The organism is Pedobacter aquae (genome assembly GCF_008195825.1).
GTDB lineage: Bacteria > Bacteroidota > Bacteroidia > Sphingobacteriales > Sphingobacteriaceae > Pseudopedobacter > Pseudopedobacter aquae.
Map to the genome: position 1 here is coordinate 176,978 of NZ_CP043329.1, position 15,024 is coordinate 192,001.

At 35.8% G+C, this 15,024-nt stretch carries 14 protein-coding genes and 1 pseudogene; 7 read left to right on the forward strand and 8 right to left on the reverse strand.

Annotation, left to right across the window (positions count from 1 at the left end; all coding sequences use genetic code 11):
- Positions 1–34 precede the first annotated feature (34 nt).
- The 7 genes and pseudogenes from rodA to FYC62_RS00915 all read right to left on the reverse strand — a co-directional run bounded on the left by rodA (position 35) and on the right by FYC62_RS00915 (position 7,984).
- Complete coding sequence (rodA, locus tag FYC62_RS17915; RefSeq protein WP_317131504.1) at positions 35–727, reverse strand: rod shape-determining protein RodA; 693 nt, start codon at positions 725–727, stop codon at positions 35–37.
- Positions 717–2,650: pseudogene (mrdA, locus tag FYC62_RS00890) on the reverse strand (penicillin-binding protein 2). Before mrdA ends, rodA begins: the two are co-directional and overlap by 11 nt.
- The gene (locus FYC62_RS00895; protein ID WP_039449802.1) at positions 2,647–3,165 is read right to left on the reverse strand and encodes a hypothetical protein; all 519 of its coding nucleotides are present in this window, start codon (positions 3,163–3,165) and stop codon (positions 2,647–2,649) included. Before FYC62_RS00895 ends, mrdA begins: the two are co-directional and overlap by 4 nt.
- Positions 3,166–3,996 (reverse strand): rod shape-determining protein MreC, encoded by an 831-nt coding sequence (gene mreC / locus FYC62_RS00900; protein WP_149073585.1) that lies wholly within the window; start codon positions 3,994–3,996, stop codon positions 3,166–3,168.
- Between the two features lie 94 nt (positions 3,997–4,090).
- Positions 4,091–5,113 (reverse strand): rod shape-determining protein, encoded by a 1,023-nt coding sequence (locus FYC62_RS00905; RefSeq protein ID WP_026904572.1) that lies wholly within the window; start codon positions 5,111–5,113, stop codon positions 4,091–4,093.
- A gap of 881 nt (positions 5,114–5,994) precedes the next feature.
- Complete coding sequence (gene purH / locus FYC62_RS00910) at positions 5,995–7,524, reverse strand: bifunctional phosphoribosylaminoimidazolecarboxamide formyltransferase/IMP cyclohydrolase (protein ID WP_149073586.1); 1,530 nt, start codon at positions 7,522–7,524, stop codon at positions 5,995–5,997.
- A gap of 91 nt (positions 7,525–7,615) precedes the next feature.
- Complete coding sequence (locus FYC62_RS00915; RefSeq protein ID WP_149073587.1) at positions 7,616–7,984, reverse strand: DUF4174 domain-containing protein; 369 nt, start codon at positions 7,982–7,984, stop codon at positions 7,616–7,618.
- Positions 7,985–8,148: 164 nt separating this feature from the next.
- Here FYC62_RS00915 and FYC62_RS00920 point away from each other — a divergent pair, with 164 nt between their 5' ends.
- From FYC62_RS00920 to FYC62_RS00930, 3 genes are read left to right on the forward strand one after another with little or no spacing between them, the layout of a single operon-like run.
- The gene (locus FYC62_RS00920) at positions 8,149–8,802 is read left to right on the forward strand and encodes a DedA family protein (RefSeq protein ID WP_149073588.1); all 654 of its coding nucleotides are present in this window, start codon (positions 8,149–8,151) and stop codon (positions 8,800–8,802) included.
- A gap of 34 nt (positions 8,803–8,836) precedes the next feature.
- Positions 8,837–10,084: a cation:proton antiporter gene (locus FYC62_RS00925; protein ID WP_149073589.1), complete on the forward strand. Its 1,248-nt coding sequence runs from the start codon at positions 8,837–8,839 to the stop codon at positions 10,082–10,084.
- Between the two features lie 54 nt (positions 10,085–10,138).
- A complete protein-coding gene (locus FYC62_RS00930) occupies positions 10,139–10,561 on the forward strand; it encodes a Fur family transcriptional regulator (RefSeq protein ID WP_149073590.1) in 423 nt (140 codons plus the stop codon).
- Here FYC62_RS00930 and FYC62_RS00935 read toward each other — a convergent pair.
- Positions 10,558–10,896, reverse strand: coding sequence for a four-helix bundle copper-binding protein (locus FYC62_RS00935; protein WP_149073591.1), 339 nt, complete (start codon positions 10,894–10,896; stop codon positions 10,558–10,560). The genes FYC62_RS00930 and FYC62_RS00935 overlap by 4 nt on opposite strands.
- Before the next feature lie 104 nt (positions 10,897–11,000).
- Here FYC62_RS00935 and FYC62_RS00940 point away from each other — a divergent pair, with 104 nt between their 5' ends.
- The 4 genes from FYC62_RS00940 (at position 11,001) to FYC62_RS17750 (ending at position 15,024) form a co-directional block, all read left to right on the forward strand.
- Entirely contained in the window at positions 11,001–11,384 is a 384-nt protein-coding gene (locus tag FYC62_RS00940) for an HYC_CC_PP family protein (RefSeq protein WP_149073592.1), read from the forward strand.
- Between the two features lie 150 nt (positions 11,385–11,534).
- A complete protein-coding gene (locus FYC62_RS00945; RefSeq protein ID WP_205943747.1) occupies positions 11,535–11,786 on the forward strand; it encodes a heavy metal-binding domain-containing protein in 252 nt (83 codons plus the stop codon).
- A 5-nt stretch (positions 11,787–11,791) separates the two neighbouring features.
- Positions 11,792–13,075 (forward strand): efflux RND transporter permease subunit, encoded by a 1,284-nt coding sequence (locus FYC62_RS17745; protein ID WP_149073593.1) that lies wholly within the window; start codon positions 11,792–11,794, stop codon positions 13,073–13,075.
- Positions 13,072–15,024 carry an efflux RND transporter permease subunit gene (locus tag FYC62_RS17750; protein ID WP_205943748.1) on the forward strand — a complete coding sequence of 651 codons (1,953 nt, stop codon included), beginning with the start codon at positions 13,072–13,074 and terminating at the stop codon, positions 15,022–15,024. The genes FYC62_RS17745 and FYC62_RS17750 overlap by 4 nt, the downstream gene beginning before the upstream one ends.

A 15,024-nucleotide genomic window follows, 5' to 3' on the forward strand; every position in this document is an offset into this window, starting at 1 on the left:
ATGGAGAGCACAAAGCCAGCTATAAAGGTGGTAATCAGTTTTCTGTTTTTTGATACTTAAAGATAAGCAATCCCGTGAGGGCAATTAAAGCTAAACTTACCATCAACTTTCCAAAGAGTAGCGTGGTAACGAATAGAATAATCATTAAGACTCCGGAAATAAGGTAATAGGGAGAAAGTCCTTCTCTATAGAGCACCAAAATTAAAGAGCCAAATACCATAGCAGATCCTGTATCTGGCTGTAGCATAATCAAGAACATGGGAAGCCCTAAAATAGCAGCACAGGCTACTTGAGTTCTAAAATCAGTAAGTTTAAAATTTCCTGAGCTTAAATATTTGGCTAAGAGCAAACAAGACGACCATTTGGCGAATTCAGAAGGTTGAAGCCTAAAACTTCCAATAGGTATCCATGCTTGGTTACCACCTACATTTCTTCCTATCACTAAAACGATGATTAAAAGAATAATGGTGATACCATAAAAAACAGGAGAAAAGGTACTGAAGAATTTAGCATCCATCAAAAGGATAGCCGTACCGGTCACAATTGCCACGATGATAAATATCAACTGCTTACCAAAATTGGTATTCATATCAAAGATGGATACGGCTTCATCAGTGAAAACAGCGGCATAAATATTAAACCAGCCAATAGCCATTAATAGCAAGAAAAGTAAGATGGTAAAACCATCTACATTAAAGAAAAAGCTACGGTTATGGTTATTGTTCATCTTTCTTACTGGTAATATTGGCACTTACAGGTATTGTATTGCTTGTAGCTGGTTTGCTGTTGGTGCTGTCTTTTTTAACACCTGGTCTGATAATTTTCTTTTGACCGGGTAATAAATTGGCTTTAAGAATTCTTTCTGTATAATATTTTGGTCTGCTGATAGAATCCCTAAGGTATTTTTCTATCATTAAACTGGCAATTGGTGCCGACCATGTAGAGCCAAAACCAGCATTTTCTACCACTACGGCAATAGCAATTTTAGGGTTATGGCGTGGCGCAAAAGCCACAAATACAGAGTGGTCTGCTCCGTGAGGATTTTGTACAGTACCTGTTTTACCACAAATTTCTATATCAACAATCTTAGAAAAATAACCTGTTCCTCCGGGGCGTTTACAACCCTACTCATACCTTCAATGACAGGGTCAAAATATTTGGGGTCTATACCTGCGCTATTTTTTATGGTATATTCTTCTTTAATAATTTTTTTATCGCCAATGGCTTTAATCAGGTGTGGTTTATAATAAAAACCTCTGTTAGCAACAATAGCCATCACATTTGCCATTTGCAGTGGTGTAATTCCTAGCTCGCCTTGTCCAATAGATAAAGAAATGTTAAAGCCAGAGCCCCATTTAGTACTACCCCATCTTTTGGTGAAATAATCTGCCGTTGGGATTAAGCCATCTCTTTCGGCAGGTAAATCAATACCTAATTCTGTACCTATACCAAATTTCATGACAGCTTCACGCCATCTGGTATAGGCTTTAAATGGTTTTAGGCCAGTTTTATCTATCATACGGTTATAAGCATATCCGTAATAAGTATTACAAGAACCTTCTATAGATTTTTCTAAGGCAATGGTGCCATGTACGTGTGTACAGCCCATGAAACCTCTAGCGCCATAACGGTAGCCACCTGGGCAATGGAAAGTAGTTTGAGCAGTAATAGCACCCATTTGCTGGGCTACTAAAGCATTTATAACTTTAAAGATAGAACCCGGCGGATACTCGGCTTGCGTTGGCCTGATAAACATCGGCTTGAAAGGGTCCTTTAAGAGCTTCATGTAATTGTTCCCTCTTTGGCGCCCTACCATTAAGTTAGGGTCGTATTTAGGGCTACTTACAAAAGCTAGAATTTCACCAGTAGCAGGTTCAATAGCTACTACGCTACCAATTTTATTGTTCATCAATTGTTCTCCGTACAATTGTAACTCCTTGTCTAAAGATGAAATAAGCTTATCTCCGGCTACAGCCAAAGTATCATATTTTCCTTCGAAGAAGCTGCCCTGCTCTCTGTTATGCACATCAACCATGATGTTTCTAACACCTCTTTGTCCTCGTAGTAAATCTTCATAAGATTTCTCTATACCAGATTTTCCTATATAATCTCCTTGGGTATAAAAGCCATCATATTTTTCTATTTCTTTATCGTTAACCTCGCCAATATAGCCTAAGAATTGTGCCGCGGTAGAGTCTGGATAATAACGTACAGAACGAGCTAAAACATAAAAGCCACGAAATTGGAATTGCTTTTCTTGAAAAGCAGCATAAGTTTTGGCAGAAAGCTGTTTTTCAAATAAAGACGCTCGGTAGGGCGAGTAATTGTTGGCTTTCTTATATTTCTTATCGAATTCTTTTTTAGTGATATCAATTAAGCGACAGAATTCTACCGTATCAAATGGTTTTACCTGTTTAGGGATAATCATTAAATCGTAAACAGGCTCATTTTGTACCAATACTTTTTCATTTCTGTCTAAGATAATCCCTCGGGCAGGGTATATAATAAGTTTTCTAAGTACGTTATTATCTGCAGATAATTTATAACGGTCATCCATAACCTGGATGTAAAACAGACGAGCCAGTAAAACCAAAGCTGTTATAATAAATAAGCCTTGGATAATGTATCTACGAGTGAAAAAACTGTTCATTTACGCTGTTTTTTTCTATAAAACAGAGCTTCTGCAATTAATATTAACGTTACAGTAAACGTTGAACTTACCAGAACCCTGCTGAAGGTATTAAGTATTTCTGCAAATTTAAAAACCTCCAAATTAAACAGAAAAAAGTGGTGAGTTATTGTAAGGATAAGCGTATAAAAGAAAAACCATCTGAAACCCATAATGCCTAAGGTGGGCTCGGGGTCGCTATCATAATTGTCTTTTTGTACGGTAATACTGATGAAAAATACCCTCATTAAAGCTAACACCGTACAAGCGGCAGCATGCAAGCCTAAAGTATCGCTAAACAAATCAATACTAAAACCCATTAAAAAAGATAGTGCAAATAGCAGGATGTTAGGCGTTTCAAAAGGTAGTAACAAGATGAAAAGAATGTATAAAAAAGGTACATTAAGGTTATAAAACACCATATTCTTTAACAGGAAAACCTGCACAAAAAGCAAGATGATAAACCTTAAAATATTAAATAGCAGAATTCTACTCATTTATAATTCTTTATTTTGTGCCTCTAGCTGTAATTGCTCTGCGGCAAAATTATTTTTAATAATGTACACATGCTGTAAAGCATAAAAATTAGTTGATAGCTTTACGCTGATATCTAAAAAGCTACCTCCGCCTTTAATACCCGATTTTAATACCGTACCAACCATAATCCCTTTAGGAAATATCACCCCTAAACCAGATGTTACTACCTTGGCTTTTGGCCTGATGTTTAATTGATTGGGTATATCTGTTAAAGTTACAATTTGCGAGTTCTCACCATCCCATACCAAGGGACCGAAATAGGGTGTCCCTTCTATAGATGAGGTGATACGTGTATCTTCATGAAGGATAGATTGTATAGAGGAGAAGTTTTCTGAAACATTCCAAATAATACCTACAACTCCAGATGGCCCTATAACACCCATTCCTTTTTTAAGGCCATGCTTACTGCCACGGTTCACGGTTAAATAGTTGTTTCTGGAAGTGATAGATTTATTGATGACTTCTGCCTCGATATACTCATATTGTACTTTATTGATGCTGTCAATAATGTTTTTACTTACTAAACTATCATTAAAATAAGCTGAGGGTAATTTACTTCTTAACAATGCATTTTCACGGGCCAAACTATCATTTACAACTTCTAGATTTAGGTATTTGCTGATGTTGTTATAGCGTTGGTAGAAATTTCCTACAATTTGGCTAGAAGAATTTAAGGTGCTAGAGCGTTGGAAGTCATTATTTCTTACCAGCAGTATGATAGAAATAATGAAGAATATGACGAATAAGAAGAGGGCATTATAATTACTAATAAACCTCCAAAGATTGCGCATATTTTATTTGATTTACGATTGTTAATTTTAGATTCACGATTTTAGCTACTGTATATCTTATCTAAAATCGTAAATCTGAAATCGTTTGTTTTGATTATTGCATTAAGAACTTAAAGTTCTGGATATTTTTTAATGATATACCGGTTCCTCTAACAACCGCTCTCAATGGATCATCGGCTACGTGAACAGGTAATTTAGTTTTAGAGCTGATACGTTTGTCTAAACCCCTTAGTAAAGCACCACCTCCTGTTAAATAAATGCCTGTTTGGTAAATATCAGCAGAAAGTTCTGGTGGTGTAATCTCTAAAGCTTTTAAAATAGCTTCTTCTATTTTAGAGATAGATTTATCTAAGCAATGTGCAATTTCTGTATAAGAAACGGTAATTTGTTTAGGCACACCAGTCATTAAATCTCTACCTTGTACAGCAAAATCTGCAGGTGGATCTTGTAATTCAGGTAGGGCAGAACCTACTTCAATTTTAATTCTTTCTGCAGTACGCTCACCAATCATGATGTTGTGTTGACGACGGATATAATTTACAATATCAGAGTCGAAGTTGTCTCCAGCAGTACGGATAGATTGATCGCAAACAATACCTGAAAGCGCAATTACTGCAATTTCTGTGGTACCACCGCCAATATCAATAATCATATTACCCATTGGTTCTTCTACATCTATACCGATACCAACAGCAGCAGCCATAGGTTCGTGTATAAGATAAACCTCTTTAGCACCTGCAATTTCTGCAGAGTCTCTAACGGCTCTTTTTTCCACCTCGGTAATACCAGAAGGGATACAGATAACCATTCTTAAAGATGGAAAGAACCAGCCTTTGCCACCGTTAATCATTTTTATCATTCCTCTAATCATGTGTTCTGCTGCGTTAAAATCAGCAATTACACCATCTTTTAGCGGACGAACAGTTTTGATGTTTTCGTGAGTTTTACCCTCCATTTGCATGGCTTGTCGGCCAATGGCGATAACTTTATTGGTAGTTCTATCGAAAGCAACTATAGATGGCTCATCTACAACTACTTTGTCATTATGTATAATTAGCGTATTAGCAGTACCTAAATCGATTGCTATTTCCTGTGTAAACCAGTTGAATAAACCCATTTATTTTCTTGATATAAAGATGCAAAGGTGCAAAAAAAATAGTATTAATAATAAGTCTAATTTTACTATTTTATTGTGAACAGCCTAAATTTTTTTTAGGGTTAGTTTTTAATAAGTGTGTTTTTGTTGAGGGGACGGTTTTTAAATACAGTATAAGTTTGTTTTGGTAATAGATGAGTGTTTTTTAGATTATTGGGTATTGCGCTCAAGGCTTTCCTGCCTCATAGGCGGCCAGCCCTAGGCACTTTTTCTTGAAAAAAAAGTCCCCAAAAATTCAAGGCTGATGAATATTTGTCGTTTCGTCTAAATAAATCTTTATCCACAATCCTGAGTGGTGTGAAGGTTTTTGCTTGATGGAAGTATCTACAACACCCGTTGGATTGTTTTCCGATAGTGTTTTATTAAAGTTTTTGCAAAAGATTTATTTGACTATACTTCCAAATCTTCATGGGCCGACCTCGTTCTTCGGAAAGATGAGTTTTAATGTTTAAAGGCAGTTCCTAAATATCCAACTTTCAGTTTCTTTGTACTTTATACTTTATACCCAAAATAACGCCCTCCCTCTTTAATTCTCCCTCCCGAGGGAGATACTGGCGGCAGAGCTATCAAGTGTATTATAAATAGAAATTTTTAAAAGATAATTCCTAGCCCATTTGCAAAGTATCACCCTCTCGAGGAGCTTTAGGGGGAGGCTTTTACAGTTATTTAGGCTCTTTTTACTTTTGATTTTTTACTTTTTACTTTTGAATTTTTTACTTTTGAATTTTGAATTTTTACTTTTGAATTTTTACTTTCAACTCTCTTTCAAATCAAAAAAAATCTTTTAAAACAAAAAAAGCTATCCTTTAACAGATAGCTTTATCTTAAAATATTATCAAATATTAATGTTTGAAATGGCGAACTCCGGTAGTTACCATCGCAATACCTTTTTCATTAGCTTTATCTATAGAGTCCTGATCTTTGATAGAACCTCCAGGTTGTAAAATTGCTGTAATACCAGCTTCGGCAGCTAATTCAACACAATCAGGGAAAGGGAAGAAGGCATCAGAAGCCATAACAGCGCCTTGTAAAGAAAACCCAAAGCTTTCTGCTTTAATGACAGCTTGCTTTAAAGAATCTACTCTTGAAGTTTGGCCCACACCACTAGCAATTAAGGTATTGTTTTTAGCGAAAACAATAGTGTTAGATTTGGTGTGTTTTACCACTTTATTAGCAAAGAAAAGGTCTTTCAATTCTTGCGCTGTAGGTTTTTGTGTAGTAACGGCAGTCATTAACTCAGGACCTTCTACTGTATTGTCTTTATCTTGTTCTATCACCCCGTTTAATAAGGTTTTAAAAAGTTTACCAGGTAAAGCAACGTCTTTTCTGCGTAAGATGATTCTATTTTTCTTACTTGTTAAAACCTGTTCTGCAGCAGCAGAATAAGCTGGTGCTATTAAAACCTCGAAAAATAATTTATTGATTTCTAAAGCGGTAGCCTCATCAACCTCTCCATTGCAAATCAATACACCGCCAAAAGCAGAAACTGGGTCGCAAGCCAAAGCATCGTTCCATGCGTTTAATAAATTTGGTCTGCTAGCAATACCACAAGCATTGGTATGTTTTAAGATGGCAAAAGTAGGTTCTGTAAATTCATCAATTAAAGCTACAGCAGCATCAACATCTACCAAGTTATTATAAGAAAGCTCTTTGCCGTTTAATTTATCAAACATAGCGTCTAAATCGCCATAGAAGTAGCCTTTCTGGTGAGGATTTTCGCCGTAACGTAAAACAGCTGCTTTCTGCTCACTTTGTTTAAATACAGTTAAGGCATCATCACCTTGGTTAAACCAATTGAAAATAGCACTATCATAATGAGAAGAAATATTAAAAGCATTTCTCGCGAAAGCTTTACGTTGTGCTAAGCTGGTTTCGCCATTTTGTGCTTCTAATATATGATTTAGCGTGGTATAATCATCTTTAGATGCGATAATCACAACATCTTGATGGTTTTTTGCAGCAGCTCTGATTAAGGAAATACCACCAATATCTATTTTTTCAATAATATCTTGTTCTGGAGCACCAGATTTTACAGTTTCCTCGAAAGGATATAAATCAACAATAACTAAATCTATTTCCGGAATTTCATACTGAGCAATTTGTTCTTGGTCGCCGTTATGCCCTCTTCTAGTTAAAATACCTCCAAATACTTTTGGATGCAAAGTTTTAACTCTACCACCCAATATAGAAGGGTATGAAGTAAGGTCTTCTACCGGGATAACATCTACGCCTAAGTTCTTAATAAAGGTTTCTGTACCTCCGGTAGAGTAAATGTTTACTCCTAATTTTTGCAATTGTAAAATTACCGGTTCTAAATTGTCTTTATAAAAAACTGAAATTAAGGCGTTTTTGATTTTTACTGGGTGGTTCATGAATATAAATTTTTGAAGGCGCAAAGATAGAAAAATCAATAAGTTTTAGGAAGTAAAATTCAATATTGATGAAGGATAGAATAAAGCTTTTTTATTTACCCATTTCTGCTCTACGCATAGGCATTACATCAATGATTTTATAAAGTGTATTTAAACTGCTTATTTGGTGAGAGCGGTATTTTTCTCCCCCATCTTTACCAAGGAGGATTATGGTGAAAGTATGGGGTTTTGTGATGAGTTTAAGTTGCTCTTTTGGTAAACCTTCATCAAAAAAATAAGTACTCAATTTTATGTCTCTTTCTGCTAAACCTTTTTCATCTGCTTTTAACACTTGTAATTGACGGATGTAGGTTGCGTCTTCTTTATGGGGTGCTAATAAAATTACCTCTCTATAATCTCTAAATTGAGGAGGATAGCAACCAAAGCTAAAAACGAAAATAAGTAAGCTTAAAATAGGCATCTTTTTGTTTATGAGTGTGTTGTAAAATTAACATCCACCAAGAAGAATTGTTTAAGCTTCAGCCGTAAATAAAACAATCTTAAAAATTACAATTCTATTTCATTAGGTAACTAGGTGTATACCTTTATTTAGTTATTTTTGCCACTTATTTTAGAAAGAGCGCTGTGGAATTCATCTTATACGTATTCGATTTTATCATCCATATAGACAAGCATTTAAGTGAGATTATAGCTAATTATCAGTTCTGGACCTACCTTATTTTGTTTATCATCATTTTTGCTGAAACTGGTTTTGTAGTGACGCCTTTTTTACCGGGCGACCCCTTATTGTTTGCCGCAGGGGCTTTAATTGCTGGTGGTGGAACCGGATTGAATATTTACCTTTTAGCATTATTACTCATTATAGCAGCAATATCGGGTAATCAGGTGAATTATTTTTTAGGTAATTATTTTGGTCCGAAAGTATTTAAGCCAGAAAACAGAATTTTAAAATATAGCTATTATGAGAAAACACAGGTGTTTTTTCTAAAGCATGGTGGTAAATCTGTGGTATTTAGTAGGTTTTTTCCGGTATTAAGAACATTTGTACCTTTTGTAGCCGGCGTTATTAAAATGCCTATTAGCAAATTCTCTTATTATAATGTTACAGGGGCTTTAGTCTGGATTATTGGGTTTTTGTTTCTAGGCTATCTTTTCGGGAATTTAGATTTTGTGAAAAATAACTTCAGCTGGGTAATTTTAATCATCAGTTTATTTACCACTTTACCTCCAATTATAGGGGCTATATACGCTAAAAAATCTGATAATAAGGCGGCATAATTAGGCTGGTACTAATTTTGACTATCCCTCAGGTATGGATAAATACCTGATGATGTTAATGGTGATAGGGGCTGCGGCTTTTATCATGACTTTTATGCCAGCCGTCACAAAAAAAACTAAAATTTCATATTCCCTTTATTTTTTAGTTTTTGGAGTTATTATCTATTATTTCTGGCCAGAATATTTACCCTCTACCAATCCCAAAGTTCATCCTGATATAAGTTTACACCTTTCAGAAATGGTGGTTATCATTTCTTTAATGGGTACAGGTATAAAAATTGATAGGCCCTTCAACCTCAAAAACTGGGCTTCTCCTTTGCGCTTAGTTACCATAGCTATGATACTTTGTATGCTTGGAGTAACTTTTCTAGCATATTATGTTTTAAATTTCGATTTAGCTTCCGCGATTTTACTAGCCGCTGTTTTAGCACCAACAGATCCTGTATTGGCATCAGACGTACAGGTTGGTCCGCCTAATGAGGAATATAAATCTGAAACTAAATTTGCTTTAACAGCAGAAGCAGGTTTAAATGATGGCTTGGCTTTTCCTTTTACCTGGTTAGCCATTACGGTTGCTTTCATGCAAATAGGAAAGGAGGATAATTTAATAGAATGGTTTTCTTTTATGCTCTTGTACAAAATTTTAGCTGGTATTGCCATAGGGTATTTAGCAGGTAAACTTACCGGATATTTAATTTTCAACTTAAGTAAGCGATTTAAATTTTTAAAAACGCAAGATGGTTTTTTAGCCTTGGCGCTCACGCTTTTAGTTTATGGTATAACTGAGGCCATGCATGCTTACGGCTTTATTGCTGTTTTTATTTGTGCTATAACCTTAAGGCATTCAGAAAAAAGAGATCATTATCATGACCATTTACACAGTTTTATAGACCAAACAGAACGGGTTTTAATTGCCATTGTACTGTTGTTATTAGGCGGTTCCTTGGTTCAGCAAGGTTTACAATATCTTAGTTGGGAAATTGCCCTTTGTATCCTAGCTTTTTTGTTTCTCATTAGGCCGGCTTCTGCTTATGTAAGTCTATATAAATTGAAATTACATCTAAAAGAGAAAATGGCCATTAGTTTTTTAGGCATCAGAGGAATAGGGTCTATATTTTATTTGTCTTTTGCCATAAAAGAAGCAGATTTTAGGTTTGAAAATCAGATATGGTCTGCTGTGTTTTTTACCATCTTACTATCTATTGTGATACATGGTTTTACTGCACCACGCATTATCAATCATCTTGGAGAAAATATCAAAAAAGAAAAAGTACCCGAATAATTTAAACCCTTTGTTTTAATTTCTGATATTTGAAATCAAAATTCAAAACGGGATATGGCTAACAGCTTCATAAAGCTTCTGGAACAGAACGATTTAAAGAAAACCCAACCTCGCTTAAGCGTATTAAAAGTTTTAACTTCTCGTGAGATGGCAACCTCACAACCAGATTTGGAAGCTATTTTAGGAAAGGAAATAGACCGTGTTACCTTGTACAGAACTCTTAAAACTTTTGAAGATAAAGGCATCATCCATAAGGTGATAGATAATAAAGGTACAGCTAATTATGCCATGTGTTCACACCAGTGCAATGCAAAAGAACACCACCATGACCATTTGCATTTTAACTGTACCCAATGTAATAATTTATACTGTTTAGATGAATGTATATTACCTCATTTTAAAGTTCCTAGTGGTTATCAAGTAGAAAATGTACAATTAATAGCAACAGGTATTTGTGCTAAATGTAAGCAAGCTTAAGCAGCCATTTTCTCACATTCATCAGCACAAATTCTACAAGCTTCGGCACAAATACGGCAATGTTCCATCCCCATTTCTGCATGTTTTTCACACTCTTGAGCACAGTTATAACAAGCATCGGCGCAAATATTACAAATAATGGTACTGTAAGAACTGTTTAAGCTCATCAGCTCTGCTGCCGACCGGCAAATGGCAGCGCATTCTAAATCTGTTTGTATGCATTTTACCATCATATCTACATCTTCTTCTTGTAAACATGATGTAGCACATTGGTTGCAAGCAACTGCACAAGCTAAACAAGCTTCTATGCATTTTCTGTATTTTTCTGGTATCATAGCTAAATGGTTTTAAGAACTTTGAACAGCAACTGTGCCAAATGTGATATGCCTATGATAAAGCCATTTTGTTTTTTTGAAAAATATTAACGTAACTTTGAGTCGTGAAAAAACTATTTACGCTTACGCTGATATTTCTTTACTCGCTTTCTGTTTTAGGAGTAGCGGTAAATAAATTCTATTGCTGTGGCGAATTAGAATCTGTTACTTTCACAACTTCTGAAAAATACCTAGAGGCAAGTAAGGCTAGTAAAGATGCTGGGTGTTGCCAAAATGAAGTACAAACATTTAAAGTTAAAGACAGCCACTTATCAAGCTCGGCTAAATTTTTAGAGGCTAAACTTTTCGCTACGCTTTTATCACCAATCCCTGTATTTGATTTTAAAGTAATAAACACACTAGAAGTTGTATGGGCTTATCAAAGTCATGCACCACCATTAGGAGCTTCATCTCCTATTTATCTACAAAACCGTAATTTCAGAATCTGATTTTTCTTCTTGATGCTTTTCTTAAGATGGCAATTTCTATAGCCCTATCTTAAGCTTTGGTTATTCACCAATTTTAGCATACACCCAACCTTAGTATTTAATTTTTATTTATTGATAATATCCCTGTAAAGGGCTGATTTTAAATTTTTTATGATGAAAAGAATAACTTTAATTTTAGTGATTTTCGGAACATTAGTTGTAACTGCTTGTAGCAATAATACCAAAAATAATAATGCTACTACAACAGATAAAAATCTAGTTTATACTTGTCCAATGGACCCAGAAGTAATTTCTTACGAGCCAGGTACTTGTCCTAAATGTAAAATGGATTTAGTTGTAAAAGAAGATGCCGAGGCTGGAAAAACTCATACAGATACTGCACACCATAACCATAATCACTAAAAAAGATGATACCAGCAATCATAGATTTTTCCTTAAAAAACAGACTTTTCGTTTTACTGATAGCGATAGGTTTGTTTGGCTGGGGGGTATATGCTGTACAAGAAAACCCTATAGACGCCATTCCTGATTTATCAGAAAATCAGGTGATTGTGTTTACCGAGTGGATGGGTAGAAGTCCGCAAGTGATAGAAGACCAAATCACTTATCCCTTGGTGAGTAATTTACAGGGTATCCCTCAGGTAAAAGACATAAGAGCGAGTTCTATGTTTGGGATGAGCTTTGTGTACATCATTTTTGATGATGAGACGGATATTTATTGGGCCCGTACGCGTGTATTAGAACGTTTAAATTATGCTCAGAGGTTATTGCCAGAAGGTATTACCCCAACACTTGGGCCAGACGGAACAGGCGTTGGCCACGTATTTTGGTATACTTTAGATGCCGGTAAAATGGACCTTGGCGAGCAAAGAGCTCTACAAGACTGGTACATTAAATTGGCTTTACAAACCGTACCTGGTGTTGCAGAAGTAGCCTCTTTTGGTGGTTTCGAGAAGCAATACCAATTGGTAATAGATCCCTTAAAATTACAGTTCTACAATCTTTCTTTAATGGATGTGATGAATAAGGTAAAAGCCAATAATAATGATGTTGGCGGCAGAAAGTTCGAGATGAGCGATATGGCCTACATCATTAGAGGTTTGGGCTATGTAAAGAATAAACAGGATTTAGAAAACATCGCTATAGCCAACAATAAAGGCATCCCCGTAAGGGTAAAAGATATTGGTACTGTGCAAATGGGGGGCGATTTAAGATTAGGTATTTTTGATGAAAATGGCGAAGGTGAAGCCGTAGGAGGTATTGTAGTGATGCGTTATGGTGAAAATGCCGATAAAGTTATTGCTGCTGTGAAAACCAAGATGGAAGAAGTAGAAAGAGGTTTGCCAGAGGGTGTAAAGTTCAATATCGCTTATGATAGAAGCTCTTTAATTGAAGCTGCTATTTATACCATCAAGGTGAAATTGTTAGAAGAAATTATTGTGGTGTGTATCATCGTTATCATTTTCTTGATGCACTGGAGAAGTGCTTTAAGCATAATTCTACAAATCCCTATAACCATTGCATTAAGTTTCTTGTTGTTAAACGCCTTTGGCATTTCGTCTAATATCATGTCTTTAACAGGTATCGCTTTAGCCATAGGCGTTATTGTGGATAATGGTATCATCATGTCTGAAAACGCTTATCGCCGATTGTCTGAATGGCAAAACAATCCAAAACATCAAAAATCATGATAAGATTCATCAAAAATATATTCAAAAGGAAAAAGGAAGATTTAGGCTATACGCCTATTCCAGAAGCTACCCGCTTGCAAATTATTGCCGATGCTTGTAAACAAGTATCAAGAGGGGTGTTTTTTTCTACAGTCATCATCATTACTTCTTTTTTGCCCGTATTTTTATTAACCGGGCAAGAGGGTAAGTTATTTGGTCCGCTAGCTTATACCAAAACTTTCATTTTAGTGATAGATGCCATTTTGGTACTCACTTTAGCGCCGGTACTCATCTCTTATTTTATGAAAGGGAGGTTTAGAAGCGAAAATGAAAACCCCGTAAACAGAAAGTTAGAAGCTTGGTACGAACCACTGATTACCAAATGTATACACTGGCGCAAAACTACTATTGGTGTTAATATTTTGGCTTTATTAATTAGTGTGCCGATGTTATGGAGTTTAGGTAGAGAGTTTATGCCTCCGTTAGATGAAGGCTCTATCCTGTTTATGCCTGTTACGCTTCCCGATGTTTCTAACGGCGAAGCCAAACGTATTTTACAGGTTCAAGATAAAATTATCAAATCTGTACCAGAGGTAAGTCATGTTTTAGGTAAAGCCGGAAGAGCCAATACAGCTACAGATAATTCGCCTATTAGCATGATAGAAACCATTATTGCGCTTAAACCGAGGCATGAATGGCGACCAGGCATCACCAAAGATGATATTATTAACGAGTTGAATGCGAAGCTGCAAATACCGGGTGTAACTAACGGTTGGACACAGCCCATCATTAACCGTATCAATATGCTTTCAACAGGTATCAGAACGGATGTAGGCGTAAAAGTTTACGGCCAGAATTTAGATACTATTGATGCTTTCTCTCAAAAAATACGCAGCTATTTGCAAGGTATAGAAGGGGTTAAAGATTTATATGTAGAACCTATTACTGGTGGAAAATACATTGATATTGCCATTAAAAGAGACGAAATAAGCAGATACAATTTAAGTGTGGATGATGTAAATACCGTAGTTGAAAGTGCTTTGGGTGGTATGCAATTAACAACTACTATTGAAGGCCGACAAAGATTTTCTGTAAATGCCCGTTATGGCCAAGATTTTAGAGATAACCTGCAAGATTTAAAACGTTTGCAAGTACAAACCATGGATTTTGGTCCAATTCCTTTAGAAGCTGTAGCTGATATTGGGATTTCTGAAGGTCCACCCATGATTAATTCAGAAAATGCTTTACTACGCGGGACTGTTTTATTTAATGTAAGAGATAGAGATTTAGCAGGTACGGTAGAAGAAGCTCGCGAGAAGCTAGATGCCATGATAGGGCAATTACCTAAAGGTTATTTTATAGAATGGAGTGGGCAGTATGAAAACCTTATCCGTAGCGAGCGTACCATGAAATTGATTATTCCTATCGTGTTAATCATCATCTTTTTATGTATGTATTTCGCTTTCCACTCGGTAAGAGAAGCGTTTTTTAGCTTGATATCTATTCCATTTGCCCTTATTGGTGGTGCTTTTATGGTTTATTTCTGGGGTGTTAATCTTTCTGTGGCGGTAGCCGTAGGTTTTATAGCACTTTTTGGTTTAGCAGTAGAAACAGGTATTGTGATGGTAATTTATCTGAATGATGCTATGCAGCAATTGGTTGCACTAAAAGGAAACTCTAGAGAAACCATTACCCAAGAAGACTTAAGAACTTACGTGATAGCTGGTGCAGCAAAACGCTTAAGACCAAAGCTAATGACCGTTTGCGTTTCTCTGTTTGGTTTAATCCCTATCCTATGGAGCACTGGTGTAGGTAGCGATGTGATGATTCCTATTGTGCTACCTATGGTTGGTGGGGTGTTAACATCATCAACACATATATTATTAGTTACACCATTAATATTTCTGATGACTAAAGAGTATGAGTTGAAGAAGTATGGTAAAATAGAAGTTTTAGATGCTAAACACTAG